At 41.9% G+C, this 23,866-nt stretch carries 22 protein-coding genes, 1 tRNA gene and 2 pseudogenes; 16 read left to right on the forward strand and 9 right to left on the reverse strand.

The annotated features are described in order from the left end of the window. Positions 1-286 precede the first annotated feature (286 nt). The 7 genes from V7L20_RS03795 to V7L20_RS03825 all read left to right on the forward strand — a co-directional run bounded on the left by V7L20_RS03795 (position 287) and on the right by V7L20_RS03825 (position 6,828). The gene (locus tag V7L20_RS03795) at positions 287-1,069 is read left to right on the forward strand and encodes a DUF4198 domain-containing protein (RefSeq protein WP_334742784.1); all 783 of its coding nucleotides are present in this window, start codon (positions 287-289) and stop codon (positions 1,067-1,069) included. A 144-nt stretch (positions 1,070-1,213) separates the two neighbouring features. After that, entirely contained in the window at positions 1,214-2,557 is a 1,344-nt protein-coding gene (locus tag V7L20_RS03800) for an adenylosuccinate synthase (protein WP_334742785.1), read from the forward strand. A 168-nt stretch (positions 2,558-2,725) separates the two neighbouring features. After that, positions 2,726-3,343, forward strand: coding sequence for a 50S ribosomal protein L25/general stress protein Ctc (locus tag V7L20_RS03805; protein ID WP_334742786.1), 618 nt, complete (start codon positions 2,726-2,728; stop codon positions 3,341-3,343). Between the two features lie 91 nt (positions 3,344-3,434). After that, positions 3,435-4,955, forward strand: a complete 1,521-nt coding sequence (locus V7L20_RS03810) for a bifunctional aminoglycoside phosphotransferase/ATP-binding protein (protein ID WP_334742787.1) — start codon at positions 3,435-3,437, stop codon at positions 4,953-4,955. 137 nt (positions 4,956-5,092) lie between these two features. Further along, positions 5,093-5,599, forward strand: a complete 507-nt coding sequence (locus V7L20_RS03815; protein WP_334742788.1) for a hypothetical protein — start codon at positions 5,093-5,095, stop codon at positions 5,597-5,599. A 105-nt stretch (positions 5,600-5,704) separates the two neighbouring features. After that, entirely contained in the window at positions 5,705-6,496 is a 792-nt protein-coding gene (locus V7L20_RS03820) for a YdcF family protein (RefSeq protein WP_334742820.1), read from the forward strand. A 110-nt stretch (positions 6,497-6,606) separates the two neighbouring features. Beyond that, positions 6,607-6,828, forward strand: a complete 222-nt coding sequence (locus V7L20_RS03825) for a hypothetical protein (protein WP_334742789.1) — start codon at positions 6,607-6,609, stop codon at positions 6,826-6,828. A gap of 5 nt (positions 6,829-6,833) precedes the next feature. Here V7L20_RS03825 and V7L20_RS03830 read toward each other — a convergent pair whose 3' ends face one another. After that, complete coding sequence (locus V7L20_RS03830; RefSeq protein ID WP_442943501.1) at positions 6,834-7,055, reverse strand: ferredoxin-thioredoxin reductase variable chain; 222 nt, start codon at positions 7,053-7,055, stop codon at positions 6,834-6,836. Between the two features lie 866 nt (positions 7,056-7,921). On the opposite strand from V7L20_RS03830, the gene V7L20_RS03835 reads away from it, so the two are divergent. Both V7L20_RS03835 and V7L20_RS32475 read left to right on the forward strand, forming a co-directional pair. Beyond that, positions 7,922-8,206 (forward strand): hypothetical protein, encoded by a 285-nt coding sequence (locus tag V7L20_RS03835; protein WP_334742790.1) that lies wholly within the window; start codon positions 7,922-7,924, stop codon positions 8,204-8,206. A gap of 29 nt (positions 8,207-8,235) precedes the next feature. After that, positions 8,236-10,789, forward strand: a pseudogene (locus V7L20_RS32475) (beta strand repeat-containing protein). A 353-nt stretch (positions 10,790-11,142) separates the two neighbouring features. On the opposite strand, the gene V7L20_RS03850 reads toward V7L20_RS32475, so the two are convergent. From V7L20_RS03850 to V7L20_RS03860, 3 genes are all read right to left on the reverse strand, one after another. Further along, positions 11,143-11,589 (reverse strand): TOBE domain-containing protein, encoded by a 447-nt coding sequence (locus V7L20_RS03850; RefSeq protein ID WP_334742793.1) that lies wholly within the window; start codon positions 11,587-11,589, stop codon positions 11,143-11,145. Positions 11,590-12,141: 552 nt separating this feature from the next. After that, a complete protein-coding gene (locus V7L20_RS03855) occupies positions 12,142-13,011 on the reverse strand; it encodes a lysostaphin resistance A-like protein (protein ID WP_442943498.1) in 870 nt (289 codons plus the stop codon). Positions 13,012-13,301: 290 nt separating this feature from the next. Continuing rightward, on the reverse strand, positions 13,302-13,739 hold the full coding sequence (locus tag V7L20_RS03860; protein ID WP_334742795.1) for an AbrB family transcriptional regulator: 438 nt from the start codon (positions 13,737-13,739) through the stop codon (positions 13,302-13,304). A 1,449-nt stretch (positions 13,740-15,188) separates the two neighbouring features. On the opposite strand from V7L20_RS03860, the gene V7L20_RS03865 reads away from it, so the two are divergent. Then, positions 15,189-16,196: a succinate dehydrogenase/fumarate reductase iron-sulfur subunit gene (locus V7L20_RS03865; protein ID WP_334742796.1), complete on the forward strand. Its 1,008-nt coding sequence runs from the start codon at positions 15,189-15,191 to the stop codon at positions 16,194-16,196. Positions 16,197-16,298: 102 nt separating this feature from the next. On the opposite strand, the gene V7L20_RS03870 is transcribed toward V7L20_RS03865, so the two are convergent. From V7L20_RS03870 to psbX, 4 genes are all read right to left on the reverse strand, one after another. Beyond that, entirely contained in the window at positions 16,299-16,823 is a 525-nt protein-coding gene (locus V7L20_RS03870; protein WP_442943499.1) for a TolB family protein, read from the reverse strand. A gap of 79 nt (positions 16,824-16,902) precedes the next feature. Next, the gene (locus V7L20_RS03875) at positions 16,903-17,463 is read right to left on the reverse strand and encodes a TolB family protein (RefSeq protein ID WP_334742798.1); all 561 of its coding nucleotides are present in this window, start codon (positions 17,461-17,463) and stop codon (positions 16,903-16,905) included. A gap of 47 nt (positions 17,464-17,510) precedes the next feature. Continuing rightward, a complete protein-coding gene (locus tag V7L20_RS03880; RefSeq protein WP_334742799.1) occupies positions 17,511-18,425 on the reverse strand; it encodes a Ycf66 family protein in 915 nt (304 codons plus the stop codon). Positions 18,426-18,670: 245 nt separating this feature from the next. After that, complete coding sequence (gene psbX / locus V7L20_RS03885) at positions 18,671-18,790, reverse strand: photosystem II reaction center X protein (protein ID WP_174709687.1); 120 nt, start codon at positions 18,788-18,790, stop codon at positions 18,671-18,673. Positions 18,791-19,049: 259 nt separating this feature from the next. On the opposite strand from psbX, the gene V7L20_RS03890 reads away from it, so the two are divergent. Next, complete coding sequence (locus tag V7L20_RS03890) at positions 19,050-19,343, forward strand: YggT family protein (protein WP_334742800.1); 294 nt, start codon at positions 19,050-19,052, stop codon at positions 19,341-19,343. A 127-nt stretch (positions 19,344-19,470) separates the two neighbouring features. Here V7L20_RS03890 and accC read toward each other — a convergent pair whose 3' ends face one another. Further along, positions 19,471-20,814 carry an acetyl-CoA carboxylase biotin carboxylase subunit gene (gene accC / locus V7L20_RS03895; RefSeq protein ID WP_334742801.1) on the reverse strand — a complete coding sequence of 448 codons (1,344 nt, stop codon included), beginning with the start codon at positions 20,812-20,814 and terminating at the stop codon, positions 19,471-19,473. Positions 20,815-21,398: 584 nt separating this feature from the next. Between accC and V7L20_RS03900 the strand changes: the two genes are divergently transcribed. The 5 genes and pseudogenes from V7L20_RS03900 to V7L20_RS03920 all read left to right on the forward strand — a co-directional run bounded on the left by V7L20_RS03900 (position 21,399) and on the right by V7L20_RS03920 (position 23,538). Then, a tRNA-Leu gene (locus V7L20_RS03900) sits at positions 21,399-21,481 on the forward strand. 127 nt (positions 21,482-21,608) lie between these two features. After that, positions 21,609-22,220: a chorismate lyase gene (locus V7L20_RS03905; RefSeq protein WP_334742802.1), complete on the forward strand. Its 612-nt coding sequence runs from the start codon at positions 21,609-21,611 to the stop codon at positions 22,218-22,220. Positions 22,221-22,517: 297 nt separating this feature from the next. Beyond that, positions 22,518-22,628, forward strand: a pseudogene (locus tag V7L20_RS03910) (Uma2 family endonuclease); the annotation flags it as partial. 46 nt (positions 22,629-22,674) lie between these two features. After that, complete coding sequence (locus V7L20_RS03915) at positions 22,675-22,830, forward strand: Uma2 family endonuclease (protein ID WP_442943500.1); 156 nt, start codon at positions 22,675-22,677, stop codon at positions 22,828-22,830. A gap of 144 nt (positions 22,831-22,974) precedes the next feature. Further along, the gene (locus tag V7L20_RS03920) at positions 22,975-23,538 is read left to right on the forward strand and encodes a Uma2 family endonuclease (protein ID WP_334742803.1); all 564 of its coding nucleotides are present in this window, start codon (positions 22,975-22,977) and stop codon (positions 23,536-23,538) included. Positions 23,539-23,866 lie beyond the last annotated feature (328 nt).

Consider the following 23,866-nt stretch of genomic DNA (forward strand, 5'->3'; position numbering starts at 1 on the left):
TCCTGATTGGTACTAATTCCCCACTCAGGTAGGCAAAGGTGGGTCAATTATCGGCTACCCAGTATCTCCCGGTTTTGCAGCCTAGTTATTCACGATAGCACAGATTAGCATTTTTCTTATTCGTGCAACAAAGCTATTTCTTGTAAAAAAATATTGTATCACTGTTAACAATAGATACTATATTAAAAATCAATATTTATTAAAAATAAATATCCCTGGTAGGGGGATTGTTATACATCAAATATTATGTTTTTAATTACTTATTACCTGATTTAAGACAATTTAGATGTTTACCAAAATTTGGAAACAATTTCTATTAGCAGTGGCAGTTTCACCTTTAATTATTCAGCCCGCCTCAGCACACATTATCTGGTTTGACTACAAAAGCGGAGAATATAATCTCTTATTTGGTCATCCAGAAGAAGGTCCAGAAACTTACCAAACATCTAAATTTAAGCAAGCTACTGCTTATAATGCTATCAGGCAGGAAGTTCTATTTAATATTAACCAGAAAGAAGATGGTTTGTCTCTCACTCCTAATAGTGAAATTGCAGCCTTAACTGGATTTTTTGATAATGGCTATTATGCTAAGATATCCGACGATGAATATCGCAGTATTTCCGAGCAGGAAATTGGGCAATATCAAGATGTAGGCCATTATCTGAAATATACAAAAGCTCTTTATGATTGGTCTGAGACTTTGGCTGAACCATTCAATTTACCATTAGAAATCGTATCCTTGCAGAATCCTCTTGCAGTCAAAGCAGGAGATAACTTAAAAGTTAAAGTTCTTTACGAAGGAAAACAAATTCCAGATGTTACAGTAGAATACTTGGGTAAAAAAATAACCGGAGATCAAGACGGTATCTTCTCCATTCCTATTGGTGAGGGAGGATTACAACAAGTTGAAGCTAGTTATACGGTTGAGTCGGCTACAAAACCTAAAGTTTCTTACGAAACTAGCTTGACAGCGCAAAAAATTACTGTTCCCGAACCATCGGCATTAATTGGTCTTGGGGTCGTAGGATTATTAACATTACGCAAGAAAAAGTTTTTAATTTTAACTTAGCGGTAAAAGTCAGATTTTAGATGCGTTTGCCCTGCTTATCCTCCAATGTACAGATGTGCGCTTCTACTGCAATAAGCTTGACATGATTCCAGTAATATGTTAATAATTATAGTTTGTGGAAACTTTACTTCTTAATATAAGCTCTTGGCTAACGTCATTGTCATAGGTGCCCAATGGGGCGATGAAGGAAAAGGTAAAATAACTGACTTACTCAGCCGTTCTGCAGATGTTGTGGTTCGTTACCAGGGGGGTGTCAATGCTGGACACACGATCGTAGTTAAAGGTCAAACCTTTAAGCTACACTTGATTCCCTCTGGTATTTTATATCCAAATACCGATTGCATTATCGGCTGTGGAACAGTCATTGATCCACAGATTTTGATTGCAGAACTCGACCAATTAAAAGAACTAAATATTTCCACTGACCACCTGCTGATATCTGAGACAGCCCACGTAACGATGCCCTATCATCGCTTGATTGACCAGGCATCAGAAGAACGACGAGGAAGCCATAAGATCGGCACAACAGGTCGGGGCATTGGGCCGACTTATGCTGATAAATCTGAACGTACAGGTATTCGGGTTTTAGACTTGATGAACCCAGATGGCCTACGTGAGCAGTTGGAGTGGACGATTAATTATAAAAACGTCATTTTAGAAAAGCTTTACAACTTGCCGCCTCTGAATCCACAAGAGGTGATTGAGGAGTATTTGGGATATGCAGAACGGTTGCGTCCTTACGTTATTGATACATCGTTAAAAATATACGATGCGATTGGGCGACGGCGGAATATTTTGTTTGAAGGCGCACAAGGTACGCTCTTGGACTTAGATCATGGGACTTATCCTTATGTCACCTCCTCTAATCCTGTGGCTGGGGGGGCTTGCGTTGGTACAGGGGTAGGGCCGACAATGATTGACCGGGTAATTGGAGTGTCGAAAGCTTATACGACACGAGTAGGAGAAGGGCCATTTCCCACAGAATTGGATGGAGAGTTGGGAGAATTGTTGTGCGATCGCGGTGCAGAATTTGGCACAACTACCGGACGCAAACGGCGCTGCGGCTGGTTTGATGCCGTTATCGGTCGTTACGCCGTGCGGATTAACGGCATGGATTGTATGGCGCTCACCAAACTGGATGTTCTAGATGAATTAGAGTCAATTCAAGTTTGTGTAGCATACAACATAGATGGTCAACGCAGCGAACACTTCCCCACAAGTTCTCGTCAATTTGCCAGATGTCGCCCTATCTACAAAACCTTACCAGGATGGAAAGTGTCAACAACCCACTGCCGTACCCTGGAAGACTTGCCATCGCAAGCACTGGACTATCTAAAATTCCTCGCTGAATTAATGGAAGTCCCGATCGCGATCGTCTCACTAGGAGCAAGCCGCGATCAAACAATAATCGTAGAAGACCCTATCCACGGGCCCAAACGTGCTTTATTGCAGGCTGACGGCACACCTGCTACCCTGCTAAGTGCTTAGTTAAGAGTCAGAGTTAAGAGTCAAGAGTTAAGAGTCAAGAGTCAAGAGTGAAAAATGAGTAATTAAATCAAAACTCCTAACTCCTAACTCCTAACTCCTAACTCCTAACTCCTAACTCCTAACTCCTAACTCCTAACTCCTAACTCTAATTAACAACTAACAAATTCTATGGCTATTACAGTCGAATCTCAAAAACGTCCAGAAGGCAGCAAGCCAAGAGCTTTGCGCCGTTCTGGACTGATACCTGCCAATTTGTATGGTCATAAAGGTACAGAGTCCATTTCTTTGACCATTGATGCTAAAACTGTTGAGCGCTTGCTCAAAAGAGTTTCAGTCAACAATACATTGATTGAGTTAAACGTTACTGATGTACCTTGGCGCGGCAAAGCCTTGCTACGGGAACTTCAAATCCATCCAGCAAAGGGTACACCTTACCATCTCAGCTTTTTCGCAGTTGCAGGTCACGGCGACACAACTGTAGAAGTACCACTGCGTTTTCTGGGAAATGCTGTTGGTGTTAAACAAGAAGGAGGTTTTTTAGACACTGTTATCACTGAGTTGCAAGTGAGCTGTGCGCCGGAAAACATTCCTGAAATAATTGAAATTGATGTCTCTAACCTGAAAATCGGAGATAGCTTACGTATTCATGAGCTAGTCTTGCCTCAAGGTCTTACAGTTATTGGTGATACGGAGCGAGTCGTAGTTAGCGTTTCGCAGCCACAAATCAGTGCTGCTGCTGAGGATGAGGCCGAGGCAGAGAGTGAAACAGCCTCTGAAGCTACGTAAAGTGTGTAATAATTTTTGATGATAGCCAGGGGGAAACTCCTGGTTTTTTTGTATTTAAACCGCAGAGGCGCAGAGAGCGCAGAGGACAGAGATGACAGAAGCGACTCTTCCAGCTTTTATTGAGCAAATGTTGCAACCTGGATTTTATCCCCATCCGGTAACAGAACCTATTCAACTAATTCAAACCCACATTTCTTATGTGCTGCTGACTGGGGATTACGCCTATAAACTAAAAAAACCGATGAATTTTGGTTTTTTAGACTTTTCCACCTTAAAGAAGCGACAACATTTTTCTCAGGAAGAGTTGCGGTTGAATCAACGGGGAGCAGGTGAACTGTATTTAGAAGTTTTGCCCATAACTTTAGTAGGAGAGCAATACCAGTTAGGAGGAATTGACGAGCCTGTAGAATATGTGCTAAAGATGCGTCAGTTTCCCCAAGAGTCCCTATTAAGTACACTTTTTGAACAGGGTAAGTTGAATGAGACACACCTAGAGGAGCTGGGACGAGTGGTGGCTCAATATCATGCCGAAGCACAGACGAATGATTATATTCGCAGTTTTGGTGAAGTCCCAAAAGTCAGAGCTGCCTTTGACGAGAATTATCAGCAAACTGAAAAGTATATTGGTGGCCCCCAGACTCAGGTGCAATTTACAGAAACAAAACAATATACAGATAACTTTTTTGCACAACGTCTAGAATTATTTGTTAGCAGAATTCACAACAACTATATTCGTGAATGTCATGGGGATTTACACCTGAGAAATATTGCGTTGTGGCACGATAAAATCTTGCTGTTCGATTGCATTGAGTTTAATGAGCCGTTTCGCTTTGTCGATGTGATGTACGATGTAGCATTTACGGTGATGGATTTGGAAGCGCGGCAACGCAAAGACTTGGGTAATGCGTTTTTGAATTCATACATTGAGCAAACTGGAGACTGGGAAGGCTTACAAGTACTACCCTTGTATTTAAGCCGTCAGGCTTATGTTCGGGCAAAGGTAACTTCATTTTTGCTAGACGATCCGAGTGTACCCTCGACAGTAAAGGAAGAAGCGACAAAAACTGCTGCTGAGTATTACAAGCAGGCTTGGGACTACACTAAACCAAAGCGGGGAGAACTAATTTTGATGTCGGGATTGTCGGGTTCTGGTAAAAGTACCACAGCAAGGCATTTAGCCCGTCAACTAGCAGCCATTCACCTGCGTTCTGATGCGGTGCGAAAACATTTAGGGGGAATTCCTCTGTGGGAAAAAGGTGGCGATGATTTGTATACCCCTGAGATGACCAAAAAAACTTACTCACGGCTGTTGGAATTGGGAATTATCTTGGCTCAACAAGGTTTTTCGGTGATTTTAGATGCCAAGTACGATCGCCAGCAGTTGCGGCAAGAAGCGATCGCTCAAGCTACAAAACACCAACTTTCTCTTCAGATTATCCAATGTACAGCACCCCTTGAAGTTATAAAAGAGCGTCTGAACAACCGCACTGGTGATATCGCTGATGCCACTGCCGATTTATTAGACTCACAAATCAAACAAGCTGAACCTTTCACTGAAGAAGAACAACCTTACGTAAAGATTTTGGATACAACTCTACCACAGCAGGCATAATTAAAATAACTCGTAATACTCGCCTCTGGCGAGAAGCAAGCTACGTAATTCGTAATTCCTAATTCGTAATCTGTAATTCGTAATTGAATCTAAAATTAGGAATTACGAATTAGTAATTAATAGCCTTTTTTTACTCTATGGCAGACAAAAAGAACGACCTTTTCAGTATTTCTCCCAGCTTCTTTTCTCAGTTGTTATTTGGGGCATTTTTAATATTTATATTAATAATGACCGGTTCCACACCAGCCCTGAGCATCTTCTTAGGTATCATGGGCGGTTTCATCCTCAGCTGGATCACAAATGTAACTGATAATAGCCCCCACCCGCCAACTGTAGCTTCCTCTGATGGTGTCGATACAGGGCTGAAATATTGGTTATTTTTCATGCTTGGCTTTGTATATTTGGGATATCCAGCACCCATGAGTATCTTGCTAGGTGGAATAGGTGCTTTAGCTGGAGGCTGGATTACTGCTTGGTGGGGAAGTAAGGAAGAAACTAGAACTCAATTGCAAGTTGAAGAATTAGAAGAGGGCGAAATTGAACCAACGAATGACAGGATCAACAAACGGCAAACAAGAAGAAGCGCCCGCCGTTACCGTCGCGCCCCTGGAAGTAGTATCGATTTCAGGTTTTGGAGAAAATAGTAATTTGGGAATGGGGCATTAGAAATTCGGCATTGGGCATTGGGCAATAATCGTTCTCTTCCCCTGCTTCCCCCATTCCCCATTCCCCATTCCCCATTCCCCTCCATGTTTTTATATCTCTCCAAATTACTGCCACTATTTTTTTATCCACTAGGATTAGCCTGCGTGAGTTTGGTAGTAGCATTAATCACGTTGTGGAAACGACCACGCACTGCGGCGATCACAATTGCTTTTGCTTTGACTTTATTGCTATTTTGTAGTAATGCTTGGATTGCTAAATTATTAGTGCGATCGCTAGAATGGCAAAATCTTCCACTCGCCCAAACACCAGTTGCAGATGCGATTGTGGTTTTGGGTGGCGCAACCAAATCAGCTTTTTTCCCAAGACCTACTGTCGATTTGAGTGAAGCAGGTGATCGCGTGATTTATGCCGCACAACTGTATCGCCAAAAAAGAGCGCCTATAATCATTCTTAGCGGCGGGCGCATTGATTGGCGTGGCAAAGGTTCACCAGAGTCGGCAGATATGGCAACAATACTCGCATCTATTGGTATTCCATCTGAGGCAATTATCCAAGAACCTGAATCTTTAAACACTTATCAAAATGCTGTAAATGTCCGTAAAATTTTGGAGTCTCGTGGCATTTATAAAGTATTATTAGTTACTTCAGCAATGCACATGCCGCGAGCGGTTAAGATTTTCCAACGTCAAGGAATTAATGTTATTCCTACACCTACTGACTTTCTTGTTAGTGAGGGTGAACTGCAAGAACTCGGCAACACTCCCAAAGCCGCTATACTTAATTTATTACCTGATACCGACAACTTGCACCAATTTACCAGCGCTTTAAAAGAGTACATTGGTTCTTTAGTTTATCGTTTACGCGGTTGGCTTTAATCAAGTTAGGAGTTATGAGTTAAGAGTTAATTATGAGTTGTTAATGATGAAATGTAGTAATTGCCTAAACTTCTAACTCCCAACTCCTAACTCCTAACTTTATAAACTTTATGTCTAAAAATTTGCCTTATATTATACCATCCCCTCAACCCCAAGTTGAGGAAACATTTGCCACTTACCAAACAACTCATCAGTTTTACCATGAAGTTCATTCACGGTCAGAGTTTCAGCGTTATTGTGAGTGGTATCATACTACAGCAGAACAGAACCGCCAAGAGCTTAAAAAAATGCGCGGCGAACTGAATATTTTTCAGTGGTTTCGCCGCCAGTAAGTGATTTAGATGACTTCTAACTCATTTTCGCGTAAATGGGCTTTAAATTTTTTACTAAACTGGACTACAATCGGCAAATTAGCGCTTACGGGTCTGTCTCGCCATTGCGTGGTAATACCTACTACATCGCCTTCAGTGCCTTTGATGTCAAAAGGCTGATTCCGATGTTCAGGATGATGATACACTACTACCGAATCTTTAACGCGGACGCGATCGCCAACTTTCATAACAACATTTACACCTAGCATTTTCTTTTCCACAAGTATCTGCTACAAAATATATGATTAAATCGCTTAGAATTTGACTTAATCAGCTATTTCTTGACGCTTCATCGGGGTGCAACGGCACATTTAACCCTCTGCGTCCAGGCACGTCTTAGCAATCCGTGCGTACTTTTTTTAGTTTTTTGCCGCGTTAATACCTATCGCCCTTACCCTCTGTGTTTACCCCAAAAGTAGGGAAATGAAAGGAAATAAGCCGATATCAGATGTGCTTACTACTGTGACAAGATATCTAACCCTTTTATCTTCACTCTAGGATGTTCCCCAGGTCAACTCTCTTACCAATTTTCCTGCATAGCAGACGCGCCGTTATTATCGAATGCACTCTAACCTCACTTCTATTCCTCTCCGAAGCGGCCACGGTGGTGTTCACAAGTCTTCTAGAGTTACCCCACAAACTTCGCTCTCCCCAACACCTGATAAATTGGGGAAAAAACTTTCAAAGTCCGTGCGCTCAAAGAACACGCAGAGATTGTAATAGGCAAAGACAAATCTCCGTGTTATGTTCATTTTTCACCAATAATTTGTATCTTTAGATAGATACGTACAGAATCTGGAGAGATCAATATCATCTACGACAGACTACGCTTACACAAAAACTTTACTTTGCACCTTATAAAGTTAACTATAACTTTAGCAGAATTACACTTAGCCTATTGACACTACTTATATATTCATCAGAGTATCTAAGTGTTTTAAAAAATATCAAAGTATTTTAAAGATTTCAAAGTCAAGTCCTTTGACTAAATGATACCCAAAGACTGCTACTAACATAATTCCTAATTGAATTTCTTAATTACGAATTACGAATTATGATTTGTAGCCCAATTTTAGAGGGTAGCAATAGCGATCGCATTATCTACGATACTGTAAATAAGCGGTTATTCTACAAACCCAAAGCCTACCTGGTTGTGGAAGTAGCAGTCAATTGGCAGTTCTTAAATAGTGCAAGTCATCGAAGGGGACAACGGGAAACTCTATCCCCTTGTCTTCCCCTCCACTTGTCCCTTGTCTCTTCATTGACACCAATGTATATCTGTGCGCCCCTACTTGGAACACGGAACTTCAAGCCTAGAACCTTAAAGCCCACTCCCTGACCAACAACAAATAAACATAAGAGAAAACCATGGCTAATTCATTCTTCAATCTCAGTGACCTGAATGGCACGAATGGCTTTAAAATTAACGGCATAGCACCAGATGACTTCTCAGGCGGCTCAGTCAGCAATGCAGGGGACATCAACAACGATGGCATTGATGACCTAATTATTGGGGCAGTATTTGCCGACCCCAACGGCAACTCTGGGGCTGGGCAAAGCTATGTAGTGTTTGGGAGGACGAATCTGGGCAGTCGCGGCACCGGCACCTTCAACCTCTCTAATTTGAATGGCACTAATGGCTTTTTCATTAACGGCATTGCAGCAAATAACTACTCAGGCAACTCAGTCAACAATGCAGGGGACATCAACAACGATGGTATTGACGACCTGATTATTGGGGCAAGTGGCTCTGTTGCTGGGCAAAGCTATGTAGTGTTTGGGGGCAAGAATCTGGGCAGTGGCGGCAGCCTCAACCTCTCTGATTTGAATGGCACTAATGGCTTTATAATTAACGGCATTGTAGCAAATAATGCAGGGGACATCAACGGTGATGGCATTGACGACCTGATTATTGGCGCAAATGGTGCCGACCCCAACGGCAACTCTGGTGCTGGGCAAAGCTATGTAGTGTTTGGGGGGACGAATCTGGGCAGTGGCGGCAGCCTCAACCTCTCTGATTTGAATGGCACTAATGGCTTTATAATTAACGGCATTGCAGCAGGTGACTTTTCAGACAACTCAGTTAGCAATGCAGGGGACATCAACAACGATGGCATTGACGACCTGATTATTGGGGCAAGTGCTGCCTCCCCCAACGGCAACTCTGATGCTGGGCAAAGCTATGTAGTGTTTGGGGGGACAAATCTGGGCAGTGACGGCAGCCTCAACCTCTCTGATTTGAATGGCACTAATGGCTTTATAATTAACGGTATTGCAGCAAATGACGACTCAGGCTACTCAGTCAGCAATGCGGGGGACATCAACAACGATGGCATTGACGACCTGATTATTGGGGCAAGAGGTGCCTCCCCCAACGGTATCACTCAAGCCCGGGCAAAGCTACGTAGTGTTTGGGGGCAAGAATCTGGGCAGTGGCGGCACCCTCAATCTCTCTGATTTGAATGGCACTAATGGCTTTATAATTAACGGCATTGCAAAAGATGACGAATCAGGCACCTCAGTTAGCAATGCGGGGGACATCAACAACGATGGCATTGACGACCTGATTATTGGGGCGCCTAATGCCTCCGCCAACGGCAAAGATGATGCTGGGCAAAGCTATGTAGTGTTTGGGGGGAGGAATCTGGGCAGTGGCGGCACCCTCAACCTCTCTGATTTGAATGGCACTAATGGCTTTTTTATTAACGGTATTGCAGAAAATGACATATCAGGCAGCTCAGTCAGCAATGCTGGGGACATCAACAACGATGGCATTGACGACCTGATTATTGGCGCAGTATTTGCCGACCCCAACCGCAACACTGAGGCTGGGCAAAGCTATGTGGTGTTTGGGGGAAGGAATATTGCTAGTAGCAACACCTCTGTCAACCTGACTGGAACTGCTGGTGCAGATAACTTATTTGGTTCACTTAGCAACAATATCATCGATGGGTTAACTGGTGACGATACCCTAACAGGCAACGGCGGTCAAGATAAATTTTTTATTCGCTTTGGCGATGGCAATGACACCATCACCGATTTTGGTGGCGTTGGCAAAGGTACAAATCCTTCAGCAGAAGTCATTGCAAATGTTGACACCTTGGAATTTAGAGGTTCGGGTTTGACTGCCCAAAATCTGCAATTAACTCAAAATGGTAATAACTTAGAAGTTACCTTTGAAAATGTGGCGTCTACCAAAGTCACTCTGCAAAACTTCAAATTAGAAAACCTCGATAATCTGCCTGCTTCTGGAGCAAGCCCTGCGATTGGCAATATCCTGTTTGATGGGCAAAGCAACATTGCCGATAGCTTTAATGTAATTAATGCCAACTCTACTCAAGCTAGCATTTTCAACAAAAATACTGTCACCTTCCTCAATGACTTAAACAATAACATTGCAGGTTTTGACAATTCCAATGATGTGATTAATGGTCAAGGGGGTAAAGATATTATTAATGCCTTCAGTGGCAATGACCTGTTGCGGGGCGGGTCAGGCGATGATATTCTCATCGGTGGAGAGGGCAATGATACTCTTGTGGGTGGATTTGGCAATGATACTCTCATTGGTGGTGTAGGTTCTGACAGATTCCTTTACAACACCGATGCTGCTTTTGCCCTGAGTGGTGTTGGTGTAGATGCGATCGCTGATTTCAACAGTTGTGAAGCTGATAAGATTATCTTAGATAAAACTACTTTTAGTGCTATTACTTCAACTCCAGGAACAGGTTTTAGCAATGCCAACGATTTTAAAATCACTTCTTCAGCAGCGACCAGCACAGCGAAAATTATCTACGACGCTGTAAGTGGGCAGTTATTCTACAACCAAAATGGCAGTGCAGCAGGTTTTGGTAGCGGCGGTCTATTTGCAACTCTCACTGGTTCGCCAACTCTGAGTGGATCAGATTTTGTCGTCCAAGCTTAATATCATATAGATGTTATGTGTGTCAATATCAGTAGGGTAAAATCACTGTGCTACCCTAGTACCATCTGTTCCATTTGTATGAAAACAGCTATTACATAAGCGATGTCTACGACGGGCTATTCGGCGTCGCAACATCCAATTGCAATTCTTTTTGTAAAGTATTGTATACCAGCAAGCCAAACAAAAATGATCCTAGTTAATCCCTAAGCAATTGGATGCGACGCCGAACACCCCATCATAGACATCGCATCAAATATATATACTCAAATTTATTTTGTAGGTTTCCAAGAGCAAAAATGTTAGTGGTGATAATTCCTCTTTTTAATATCCAACTGCCTAAAATCAACGTATTTCTATTCTCTAGCAATGACAATATCGTTAGATTTAATCACTGCATAAGCTTCTTTTCCCTCAGATAGTTCTAACTCTTCTGCGGAAGCTCTAGTGATAATTGAGGTTAATTCTACTTTATGAATAATCTCTAGAGTTACCTCACTATTAACTGCTCCATAGACAACTCGTTTAACGATACCTTTAAGAATATTACGAGAACTAACTTTTAGTGATTTCTTTTGAATACTACTTTCTATGTCAGGTTTTTCAGTGTAGTATATATCTTCCTGTTTTTCCTGATGAATAGGTGGTGATATCGGTGCTGATGAGGGCTGATTAAGGCTACGCACGAGTTCTCGCAGAATCTCAGTCTTAGTGCGTTGAGACTGTTCGCAGAACTCCTCTAGAATCTTACGCTCGTCCTCTGAGGTTTGAAATGTGACCCATCCTTGTTCTTTTCTTGGCATAATATTATCAATTTTGGTTATTCTTGCTATGATTCTACCAAGTCTCAATTCGATATGTTATTTTAAGAAAAATATTTTTCTAGAAGGATATTCTCTATTTTTATAGAAAATTCATTAACTAATTCCATATATTGAACTACATAAATATTTTTTTTAGGGACAAAACAATTTGTTACTTAATCAGGACTTACGCCAAATATCTCTCAAACTCTTATTTATCCTTGTCCTCTGAACCTGTGCGGTATCTTCCCTTATCTACGAAAGGCTGCGCCTACGGGACGCTTTGCGAACAGGAAGCCACTTCTTTAAGAGACGCTTTGCGAACGTTTATACGTTATTCCATAACTCGTGCGTAAGTCCTATTAATATTAAGTGAGATTGCTAATTTTATACCAAATAAGTTGGTATAAAATTTATACTGGCTTAATTTTGAATCAAAATTATGATTATCTGCAAGCTTTTCTGTCGTGATATCCTCACTAATCAAGGCTACATCTTGCAATCTAAATAGGAAGATTAAAGATGTCCAAACTATTGCACTCTAAAGCAAAGTTAAAAATATTTAAATAAAAACCAGATAATCATTCCAGTTCCCAGTACACAAATAATTCCAGCCAAACCAGCTAGGGGTTTTTTATTCTTACCTGTGAACCAGTCAGAGACTTTACCTGTATAAGTAATTAGTTCTGCTGTGTCTATGGTAGCGATCGCCCATATCCATCCCGCGTGCAGTCCCCAAGCTAAACCCAAATTGTTGCGATCGGCAAACCTTGCTAACACCAGCACCATTCCCATCAGCCACAATCCAAGGAGTTGAGGTGCGGTTTCACGTTGCTCCCAAACCAAATGTAGCAAGGCAAAAATCAAGCTAGAAATTGCTGCTGCTACCCAAACTGGATAATCCTCTGCTAATTCAGTAAACAAGAAACCGCGAAAAACTAACTCTTCTATCCCACCGACTAATAACGCTATCAAGAAAATCGGTAGCAAGATGGGTAGTAGTAACTTGAAATTCGTCTTTTCAAAACAACACCAGCCTAACCCGAATTGCCCACTAAATACAATAGCTAGGCTCACCACTCCCAAAGCAAAACCTAGTGTTAAAGAACCAAGAGTTGAAAGATTCCCAATCAAGCCGTAGTCGGAAAAAGATTTATTGGTAAGCCAACTAACTCCCCACAGAATTAGGGGAGCTAATAGGTAGAGTGACATTAATAACGGTATCTTTTGCTCTGGCTGTAAAGGTTTAGAGGGTTGCCACTTGAGCAATATTGCTGATACTGTTGCCATTGGCAACCAGCAAACTATCCAGAAAATAAAAAATGCCATCACTATAACTAGTGCTGGTGTATTTTCCATAAACGCCAATAAAGCGTTGACACAAGACTTAAAGTAAGTTATGAAACTAAACAAAAAAAACACGATAGACTTCTTGCACTATAGATTTCTTGCTGATTAATCAAGACTCTACTAAAATTGGTGACTTCTGCAAGGGGTCTAATCGTATTTTTTACTTATGACAAAATTTTATAAATAGAGCTACTAGTACCGCAAGGCAGAAGTCAAAAGTCAAAAAGCTTTAATTTGAGCTTTATGGTGAGCTTTATGGTTGTAATGAAATAGTAGGTTTATTTCCGCCGACCTGTACTAGTTTCCTGTCAGGGTAAGGACAAGTTACCATCACCTCAAACTTATCCTTACCATCAGCAAATTTACTCTTCGTCTTCCAAATCTTCGTCCGATTCGTCGGAGTCTATATCTTGTGAGCCTAGTTTTTTGTCACTTTCACCCAGTTGAATCAGGTGAATATGTTTGTATCCCAACCTAATTTCAAACTCATCTCCAGCCTTTAAGCCCATTGCTTTGGTATATGTGGCACCAATCACAATCTGACCATTTTGATGGACACTAACACGATATGTCGGTTCACGACCACGACCATCTTTAGGTGCTTCTGGACTTAGAGGAATACCTCTAGCCGAGAGCAAAGCGTCATAAAAATCAGTGAGATTGACACGAACCTGGTTATTCTTAGTAACAGTGTAATAGCCGCACTGTTTAGCTCTTTCTCGGCGTGGTAAAGTGGAAAGTTCTTTTACTTTAGCAAGTAGTGCTTTTCCGGTTAATGGCGCGGTTGCAGTTTCAGTCATTATGCTCAAATTTTCCTTACTTTCTCCAAACTGAAAAACGATGTAGTCTCATGCTAATTTGGCTTTTTAGCATTTGCATAGAGCTACTTAGGACTCTAGTGTAACGGGTCAATTTCTGCCGATAGAAGCCAAAATGACTTCTATATATGGTTGTCCACAACCAATTGGAGGTCATAGTTGCCATAGAAATTAATTTTGCTGATTTCACGGCACTTTTAACCATTATTCGCCATCAGAAATGAAATTATTTTCTCTTTTGGCGCTACTGTAGCGGTCTAACTTTCAGCTACCTTTACAAATTGGGTTGATTCTACTCCTCATAAGTCGTAGATCCCAAAAAATACAGGTTTTCCACTTCTAGTGCCTGCCCTTCTGCACAATGAGTAAGTAGAGTTTTTTCTACTCATCCTCTCAAGCTTAGGACAGCATAGTATTTCAATAGAGTCCTACAGGCTTATGCCTTTTTGTTTTGCCAGTAGAGACGCGAATTTTCTTGTCTCTATATTACGATTCAACAAAGCAGTAGTAGCCGCGCTGATACGGCTATTGATTCTGTTTTGTGTCTTCGTAATTTTATATTAAATACTAGCATGGACTAATAATAGCAAAATAGTTGTTTAATTTTGAATTAAAGTTGCTAGTAAATTTTTATTTTAATTCCTGGACTGAAAGCTTGGAAAAAGCAGTGAGTATTTTCCTAACCCTTTATTGCAAGGGTAAGTATTGCCCTATGCCTTTTATAAAAATATATCTAATTTAGACAAGCCGTTTTGACCAATGTGTTAAATTCAAGATTTTCTTGATTGAGAGGAAGTAAAATCTAAAAGTCTCGTGCATCCGGGATTCCCGGTACAATAACTTTTATTTTAAAGTGTTGAGGATTTTTCATTGGTTTATTATTGTAAGCTCAAAAGCACTCAGAGAATTTTGTACGTCTGTCTATGGGAAGAATAAATCTCTTAACATTTGTTATCGCTTGATTGCCAGTACTATATATTGAACATACCCTTTTACACTTCTATATAATCAAAAAATTCCGTCAAGTGGTAGCTTCTGCTGGATTTTCTAGTTAGTTGCTCTGACTCAAGTTGACATCAACAGATGTCGCTAACCTGACATGCATTTAATTAGGATACGATCGCTAGGGCAGAGATGAAGGTAAAATTCTGTTTCCTTTACATTCCTAAACAGGTAAATTCAATGCAAAGCTATAATTACATTTTTGGCGTTTTATCTGAAAATTTGACACAAATCTTGCCTACAGCACTGCTATAAGTGAAGTTTGAATGGTTATCGTTAAACTAGAATCAGCCACTCTTTCATGGTCAGCCTATTAACACCAGGCTTTGAATGAAGATCAAAAAAGTATAGCTCACTTTTCGCAACTACCTGCCTTGAATCATTATTTTTAAGGCTGGTAAAACAATTTTCAAATATTGGTTAGTGGTCATGGAAGTTATTTTTAAGGTCATTCGACAGCAACAAAATTCCTCCCCAGTGGTGCAAACCTACCTTGTAGAAGCAGAACCAGGTAATACAATCCTGGATTGCCTCAATCATATTAAGTGGGAGCAAGATGGAACGTTGGCGTTTCGCAAAAATTGCCGTAATACAATTTGTGGTAGCTGTGCTATGCGAATTAATGGGCGTTCGGCTTTAGCTTGTAAGGAAAATGTTGGCAGTGAACTTGTCAGATTACAACAAATACCATCATCCCAAAGTAAAGTAAATCCCATTCTCGAAATCACGATCGCTCCTCTAGGGAATATGCCTGTGATTAAAGATTTGGTTGTAGATATGAGCAGCTTCTGGAATAATCTAGAAGCTGTTGCTCCTTATGTGAGTACAGCAGCACGACAAGTACCAGAAAGAGAGTTTTTGCAAACACCACAAGAGCGATCGCGCCTCGATCAAACTGGCAACTGTATTATGTGTGGTGCATGTTACTCTGAATGCAATGCCCGTGAAGTTGATCCAAACTTTGTTGGCCCCCATGCCCTTGCCAAAGCTTACCGGATGGTAGCAGACTCCCGCGATAGCGACACCGAAAATCGTTTAGCAAGCTACAACGAAGGTACTAAAGGTATATGGGGTTGTACCCGTTGTTTATACTGCGATTCAGTTTGTCCAATGGAAGTTGCACCATTAGAACAAATCACCAAAATTAAGCAAGAAATTCTCACCCATAAACAAGCAAGTGATAGTCGCTCAATTCGTCACCGGAAAGTATTAGTAGATTTAGTTAAAGAAGGTGGTTGGATTGATGAACGTCAATTTGGTTTACAAGTTGTCGGTAATTACTTTAAAGATTTAAAAGGATTACTCAGTCTTGCACCCCTCGGTTTAAAGATGATTCTTCGGGGTAAATTTCCTTTATTTTTTGAACCTTCTCAAGGGACAGAACAAGTGCGATCGCTCATTGAATCTGTGCAACAAGAATTAGGGAGTAGGCAGTAGGGGGACAAGGTGACAACAGGTGAGAACTTGCAACAAGTCTTTCCCCTTGTCCCCAATTCTCCTTGTCCCCAAGTCCTCTTTCCTATCCCCGCTCCCCATTCTTCAACGTGGTTCTTGAGGTATATTTAACGGTTGTCCATAACGGTCATATACTAAAATATCCCACTGACCATTGTTACTCGATTCAAAAGCAATCCTACTACCATCAGCGCTAATTGTAGGGTTACGGACTTCAGATTGTAGGTTATTAGTCAAATTTCGTGATTGGCGTGTTTCCCTGTCGTAAAGAAAAATAGCCGATCGCCCCTGACGGCTAGCACCAAACACAACATAACGACCATCTTGGGAAACGCTAGGATGAGTTGCGATCACATCAAAGGAATTTAAACCTGGTAAATCAACCAAATCACGAGTCACTGTATCAAACATATAAACATCTTGGCTACCCCGTCGGTCAGTAATAAAAACAATGTATCTCCCAGAAATTTGCGGATTTAATTCCGACGCTAAACTATTGAGACTCCGCCCCCCTGGATCAAAGGGATAACTCAAAAGGCGAGGGTAGCCAAAACACCCAGTCAATAAACTTAGGCATAAAAATGCAGGTATAAAAGAAACACATTTCATATAATTAGTCATTAGTCATTAGTCATTAGTCTCATAACTCCTGTAGAGACGCGATTAATCGCGTCTCTACTCCTAACTCCTACGGAGGTGAACCTACGGTTGCACCGTTGGGAATATCTAACTCAATATTTGGCCCCCGGTCTAGGACTTCAATATCCCACTGACCACGGCTGGCGGTTTCAAAGACAACATAACGTCCATCGGGGCTGATATTTGGTTTTCTGACCCAGCCGCGATAGGTTGGTGTGACGATTTGCGACTGTTGTGTAGCGCGATCGTAAAGCGCCACTACTGGTCTACCTTGGTCGCTAGTAAGATAAGCAATATAACGCCCGGTATAGCTCAAGCTAGGACTTTCGGCAATTGTCTCTGCTCGGTTTATGCCCGGTGTACTAATAAACAGTTGCCTCTCCAAATCGAAAACTAGTAGCTGCTGATTACCATTCCGATTAGATACAAACGCTAATAAACGCCCATTTCCACTCAAAGCAGGTTGCTCCTCGGTGTAGCGACTGTTGAGGGAAGTAGGTCCTATAGAAATATTGTTATAACCACAAGATGCAAGCAAACTGGTTAAACCAAAAACCAGGCTCCAATGAATTGGTCTTTGGAGCCAAAATGTAGGCGTAAATTTTTCCACCTCAACTGTTTTCCGTCGCCTTTAAACCTACTTCTGTGCAAACTGTTTTAAACATCCTCATCAAAATCGGTCGAATTATCTCGCCGCTCACTTGGCATTTCAACCGGGTTGTATGGCACATAATCAGTTGGGATCGCCTCATCATCTTCGCGTGGTCTTCGAGAAACCGAGTCAGTGGCTGGACGACGCCTTCTTGGTCTGGGAGCCACATCATCTTCCCGGCTTTCTGGACGCGCAGACCCGTTATTATTACGCCGAGAAGGTTTTCTGACTTCCCCTCCCAAACTTTCCCAATCATCAACTTGCCTAGATGAAGAACCCCAATTTTCCTCTTCAGAACTTTCAGAAGGGCGATTCACAGGACGGCCAGAAGTCCGCCGCCGCGTTCTATCTGCTGGAGCCTGTCTTTCACTGCTGCTGTTACGGCGTTCTGAACGACGGGGGGGTTGTTCCTCATAGTAGTCATCACGAGTTGAAATCTCATCCCTGCTACCCCGAATTCGGGCACGCACGGGGCGTTCTTCCTCGTCTTCATAAGGCAATGGATCTAAGTCTGCATCCATTTCAGCTTGATACTTTCTGCGATTCTTGTAGGAATAGTTTCCGCTTACCTCTCGCTCATCATCCACAATTGGAGTGTTGCGCTTTGCTTGTTGCGTAGCTATACTCCGTAGACGAATACTTTCAACTGCAAAAAATACGGTTGTGCCAACTAATAGCAGTTGACCAAATTGTAGAATCGGGTCTAAGCGCCATCCTTGAAACACGAGAATGAAGCCGCAGAGCAAACCGACTGCCGCAAAAAAGATATCTTGATCTCGTGACAATTCTGGACGCACAGTGCGGAGAAAATACAGTGCTGCCCCAGCCACAGCCAGGAAAATTCCTAGAATACTGGCTGAGTTTGCCCCAAAATTTACCTGAGCTAGAAAACTGGCTGAGTTCAGCCCAAAATTTATCATTGCTGTTTTCCCAATATCAAATCTATGTTAGCGAGTCACAATTAAAATCACTACTGTAATTAGTCACGATATAGTGAAGCTTCAAAGCTTCTGGCAAAGAAGCTTTGAAGCTGTTCACCGAAAAATAAAAAGACCTATGTTTGTCAGCTACAACTGCCACTAGCGGCAAACACTGATGCTTTTAGTGCAATCATAAATAGCTGACAGACAATCGGTTATAAGAGTTAAATTAACTCTCACAAGCATTATGAACGCTGAATTTTATCTTTTTGGCTAATGAAAATTAGACCAACTGTAGCGGGGATTACAACAATTGCAGTACCCCATAGCAGACTCCAAAGAAAATTTGCTAAAGAAGGCGTCATACTTCTAAACCTTTTTTTACACACTTCATCCTAATTTTAATAGTGTATTACTTTCTTGAGAAGCCTCTAACTCTGAACTGTCAAACTTGGTAACTGCTGTGAGAGAGTTTGCTTTTGTATTCCAGAAGGAAGTGGCAACATTTGGTTAAAATGATGATGAGAGTGCTTTACAAAGCTTCAAATTTTGTGGCGTTAGCGAAGCGCGGCTTGCCGTTGGCCTAAGTTTTTCTTTCTTTGCGATAGATAGTACCTTAAACTGATGACTGGTGTTGACCTGACTGCTTGGATTCTGGGCCCTATATTAGGACTGATGACATTTTTATTTATATTTCGGATCATTCTCACTTGGTATCCGCAAGTGGATCTGAATCGTTTGCCCTTTAATTTAATAGCTTGGCCCACCGAACCATTTTTAATTCCATTGCGAAAACTGGTGCAACCTATAGGCGGAGTCGATATTACACCTATTATTTGGGTTGGTATCTTCAGTCTGGTGCGAGAAATATTACTAGGTCAGCAAGGATTACTGACAATGCTAGCTCGTGTGAATTAGGCATGGGGCATTGGGAAAACTCTTCCTTCCCTAGTCCCCAATCCCCAGCGCTGCAATGAGTTTCGACTCCGCAAAAATCGAGCGAAGTCGAGATTCAACTACCGCCAGTCGTTGTGTCCCCAGTCCCTTACCCGTTCATCTCTTGGACAAAACTTGTATAGACATTACCCTGCAAAAATTGTGGAGTTTCCATAATTCTTTGATGAAACCCAATGGTGGTAGGTAGTCCAGTGATGGCACATTCCCTGAGTGCGCGTTTCATCCGGTTAATAGCAGTAGGTCGATCTGGGGCCCAAACAATTAACTTGCCGATCAAAGAATCGTAGTAAGGCGGGATTTGGTAATCTGTGTAAACGTGGGAATCAATGCGAACACCAGGGCCTCCAGGGGGAAGATAGCCACTTATTCGTCCAGGAGAGGGGCGAAAGTCGTGATCTGGGTCTTCAGCGTTGATCCGACACTCGATCGCATGACCCCGCAAGACTACTTGCTCTTGCGTTAGCTTAAGTCTTTCGCCTTGGGCAATCCGAATTTGTTCGACAACTAAATCTACCCCAGTAATCATCTCTGTTACAGGATGTTCTACTTGAATCCGAGTGTTCATTTCCATAAAGTAGAATTTACCCGATCTGTCCAAGAGAAACTCGATAGTACCCGCCCCACTGTAATTAATGAATTGGGCAGCTTTGACAGCAGCTTGTCCCATTTTCTCACGCAGGTCTTTGTCGAGAGCCGGACTGGGTGCTTCTTCTAGTAGCTTTTGATTCCGGCGCTGAATTGAGCAATCCCGTTCGCCCAAGTGGATGACATTACCGTAGTTATCCGCCAAAATTTGAAATTCGATGTGGCGGGGACGTTCAATAAATTTTTCGATGTAAACGCCAGAATTACCAAAAGCTGCTCCTGCTTCCCCTTGGGCTGCTAAGAAAAGTTTGACAAATTCATCTTCAGAACGCACCAGGCGCATACCCCGTCCACCACCACCGGCTGTGGCTTTGATCATCACTGGATAGCCGATATCCTTGGCGAATTTTAATCCTTCTTCCTCAGATTCTACCAACCCCTCACTACCTGGTACTGTCGGGACTCCAGCTTTTTGCATGGTTTCTTTGGCAGTGGATTTATCCCCCATCAGCTTTATCGCTTCTGGAGTTGGGCCGATAAAAGCAATATGATGGTCGGCACATATTTCTGCAAATCGGGCATTTTCTGCCAAAAAGCCATAACCTGGATGAATAGCAGTTGCATTGCGTGTCAATGCGGCAGCAATAATATTGGGAATATTCAAATAACTTTTACCGCTAGCAGGTTCGCCAATGCAAACCGCTTCATCAGCAAGCTGGACGTGGAGAGCATTCCGGTCAACGGTGGAATGAACCGCGACTGTCGCAATCCCCATTTCTTCACAGGCGCGGAGAATGCGAAGGGCGATTTCTCCCCGATTGGCAATTAATATTTTGTCAAACTTCATTTTTTAGTTTCGATATCATTACCAGTAGATTGACATTTTCTCTGATCCAACTTGAAACTACGCTTTCGCATTATTATTTCAAATTATCACAGGAGATTCGCCACCCTGATTCTAAGCAAACTCGCATATTACAGACTTGCTGTTTCTACGGGTCTTACCAGACTAACAACGTTGCTGCTGTAAGTCTTGCCTAGCTTACTAAACTGGGCTTTTGCGACGCCGATAGCGAACGCGACTGCGTCTCTAAGAGTTGGCTTTACGCTACGCTATCGAGCGTCATAGCCCGCATTTCTCTACGAAACGCTCTTGCTAGCTTGCTTAAGAGCAGGGGTACGACATGGTTCGACTGCGCTCACCAGCCGCTCAGTGACCATCGTAGACATCACCACCAAAAAGGGTGGGTACGCGATCGCACCACACCTTCCGCAGTCGCTCTACCCTTTTTAATATCACTTGTGCAGATGCTAGATTTCTGTCAGTCTGATACAGCCTTGAGGAAATTTATATTTTTGAGAAATATAACTTTAGATATCACCTTACTATAATTATTTTTTTATGCTATAGTTTAAGTTTAGACAAACCGTGCGGATGTGGCGGAATTGGTATACGCGCACGCTTGAGGTGCGTGTGGGCAATGCCCTTGCGAGTTCGAGTCTCGCCATCCGCATATTTAGTTAATTAGTCAAGGGTCAATAGTCAAAGGTGAATAGGCCTTAGACTATTGACCCTTAAATCTTGGTAGAGTTAAGGTTTTTTATGCTTTTATAGAGATACGTGAAGTTTTGTAAAAAGCATTGAGTATTACTTTTACGCCGACAAACAACTTAACACTGCCAGCAGCTTGGCATCGCCTCACTCCGATTTGGCAAGGAGGAGAGGAAATAATTCAAAAAAGTTTACCTCATACTCAGCTAGCACCGGCTTGGCAGCTAATGCTTTTGGGTGACGGCTCTCCAACACGTCACCTAGAATTGCTTACAGGTGAGCCTGTAGAAGTAGATGTGATTGATATGTCATTGATTGGCATGGACTTGGATGGCGCTCCTGATTTAATCCAAGCTGTTCCAGGGCCGCGACTACGGCGACAAGTGTGGCTGCGGACTGCTTCTGGTCAGCGATTAGCTTATGCTACCTCGTGGTGGGAAGCTAGTCATGTAGATGAGTATTTGCAAAATCGTTCATTACCAATTTGGGCAAGTTTAGCTCGTCTCCGCACAGAGCTATATCGGGATGTTCGAGGAATTTACTATGGTGACTCATCGGCGCTAGAGTCTGGTTTTGATGTAACTGGGCCTTTTTGGGGTCGCCATTACTTGTTTTGGCATCATGGACAGCCACTAACCTTAATTTATGAAGTTTTTTCACCTTATTTAACTAAATATTTGGGAGCTATGCAATTGAAATAATTCGTAATACTCGCCTCCGGTGAGAAGCAAGCTACGTAATGACGCTCCTGCATCGCTACCGCTACGCTAACGTAATTCGTAATGACGCTCTCTACGAGACGCTAAAAGCAAACGCAAACTCGCTAACGTCATTAAGTTTTACGATGCGGATTTATACCTCCCCACAAAACTTACCGCTTGTTAAAAGCGGGGGACTTAAACCCCTAGAATTTGTTAAGCTAATAAGTTTCCGGTGATGGTTTGTCGTTGTTGTGCGATCGCATCCTCTTTAAAATAGAGTCATTCCCCCAGTTCACCATGATTCCACTCAAAAGCCAACTCACCCTCGAAGAATTTCTCGCACTTCCCGAAGGAGATATTACCTACGAACTCATTGATGGAGAAGCTGTTCCCAAATTCAAAAACGATAACGCCAGAACAACGAAAAAAATTTCCGCCACTTGTACCCGACTTTTTGATTGAACTGCGTTCAAAGACAGATCGCCTTACACCAATTCAAGAGAAAATGCAGGAATATATTAAAAATGGTCTGCGCTTAGGTTGGCTGATTAATCCTCAAGATCGCCAAGTTGAAATTTACCGACTTTTGAAAGCTGTAGAAATTATATAAATGCCAGCGATTGTTTCTGGAGAAGATATATTACCAGGATTTGAGTTGCAAGTATAGGAAAGTTGCAAATTACATGTAAATAAATCTTTAAACAAGCCAGAATTTCCTAATGATGTTAGTAAGAAAGACACAAGGAAAGGTTTAATGAATACTGTTGTGCTAAATCTAGAACCAATTGCTCATTTAACTGATGAGCAATTTTATCAATTGTGTATTGCTAATCGTGATTTAAGCCTGGAAATGAATGCAGCTGGAGAATTAATAATTGTGCCACCAGTAGGAGGAGAAAGCGGAAATCAAGAAGCTGGACTAATCGCTGATTTAGAAATTTGGAATCGCCAAGCTAAATTAGGCAAAGTTTTTAGTTCTTCAACTATCTTTATACTTCCCAACGGTGCAAAACGTTCTCCTGATGCTGCTTGGGTAAAATTGGAGCGGTGGGAAGCTTTAACGCCAGAACAACGAAAAAAATTTCCGCCATTTGTACCCGACTTTTTGATTGAACTGCGTTCGGAGACAGATCGCCTTGCACCAATTCAAGAGAAAATGCAGGAATATATTAAAAATGGTCTGCGCTTAGGTTGGCTGATTAATCCTCAAGATCGCCAAGTTGAAATTTACCGACTTTTGAAAACTGTAGAAATTATACAAATGCCAGCGATTGTTTCTGGAGAAGATATACTACCTGGATTTGAGTTGCAAGTATAGGTAGACGATAAGTCTGACGGTATAGCTTTGATTACCGTACTGTCTCAAAAAATACTGTACTTGTGATGTGGTGCGATCGCCTATCGCTACCAAGCAAAGCCAAGTAACTGAAATTGAGTTGCAGTTTTGTGCAATTAACTACATTCTCAAATTGCTTAGAATCACAGATTTACTTGCGAAAACTTTCCAACTGAGACATTAATTTTAGGGAAACGTCCTACGAAATTCAACAAAGCGTGTTAAAAATGGTAACTGAACTAAAAACACAGCTTTTGAAAGAGTAGGGAAGGTTGATTACTGAAGTATCATCAACATCTAGAGTGGAAAA

Origin of the sequence: Nostoc sp. (genome assembly GCF_036916735.1) — a bacterium.
In the GTDB taxonomy this organism is placed as follows: domain Bacteria; phylum Cyanobacteriota; class Cyanobacteriia; order Cyanobacteriales; family Nostocaceae; genus Nostoc.

Coding starts and splice junctions, on each gene's coding strand:
- V7L20_RS03795 (WP_334742784.1), top strand. CDS start 287: ATGTTTACCAAAATTTGGAAACAATTTCTATTAGCAGTGGCAGTTTCA.
- V7L20_RS03805 (WP_334742786.1), top strand. CDS start 2,726: ATGGCTATTACAGTCGAATCTCAAAAACGTCCAGAAGGCAGCAAGCCA.
- V7L20_RS03810 (WP_334742787.1), top strand. CDS start 3,435: ATGACAGAAGCGACTCTTCCAGCTTTTATTGAGCAAATGTTGCAACCT.
- V7L20_RS03815 (WP_334742788.1), top strand. CDS start 5,093: ATGGCAGACAAAAAGAACGACCTTTTCAGTATTTCTCCCAGCTTCTTT.
- V7L20_RS03820 (WP_334742820.1), top strand. CDS start 5,705: ATGTTTTTATATCTCTCCAAATTACTGCCACTATTTTTTTATCCACTA.
- V7L20_RS03825 (WP_334742789.1), top strand. CDS start 6,607: ATGTCTAAAAATTTGCCTTATATTATACCATCCCCTCAACCCCAAGTT.
- V7L20_RS03830 (WP_442943501.1), bottom strand. CDS start 7,055: ATGAAAGTTGGCGATCGCGTCCGCGTTAAAGATTCGGTAGTAGTGTAT.
- V7L20_RS03835 (WP_334742790.1), top strand. CDS start 7,922: ATGATTTGTAGCCCAATTTTAGAGGGTAGCAATAGCGATCGCATTATC.
- V7L20_RS03850 (WP_334742793.1), bottom strand. CDS start 11,589: ATGCCAAGAAAAGAACAAGGATGGGTCACATTTCAAACCTCAGAGGAC.
- V7L20_RS03860 (WP_334742795.1), bottom strand. CDS start 13,739: ATGACTGAAACTGCAACCGCGCCATTAACCGGAAAAGCACTACTTGCT.
- V7L20_RS03865 (WP_334742796.1), top strand. CDS start 15,189: ATGGAAGTTATTTTTAAGGTCATTCGACAGCAACAAAATTCCTCCCCA.
- V7L20_RS03870 (WP_442943499.1), bottom strand. CDS start 16,823: ATGAAATGTGTTTCTTTTATACCTGCATTTTTATGCCTAAGTTTATTG.
- V7L20_RS03880 (WP_334742799.1), bottom strand. CDS start 18,425: ATGATAAATTTTGGGCTGAACTCAGCCAGTTTTCTAGCTCAGGTAAAT.
- psbX (WP_174709687.1), bottom strand. CDS start 18,790: ATGACGCCTTCTTTAGCAAATTTTCTTTGGAGTCTGCTATGGGGTACT.
- V7L20_RS03890 (WP_334742800.1), top strand. CDS start 19,050: ATGACTGGTGTTGACCTGACTGCTTGGATTCTGGGCCCTATATTAGGA.
- accC (WP_334742801.1), bottom strand. CDS start 20,814: ATGAAGTTTGACAAAATATTAATTGCCAATCGGGGAGAAATCGCCCTT.
- V7L20_RS03920 (WP_334742803.1), top strand. CDS start 22,975: ATGAATACTGTTGTGCTAAATCTAGAACCAATTGCTCATTTAACTGAT.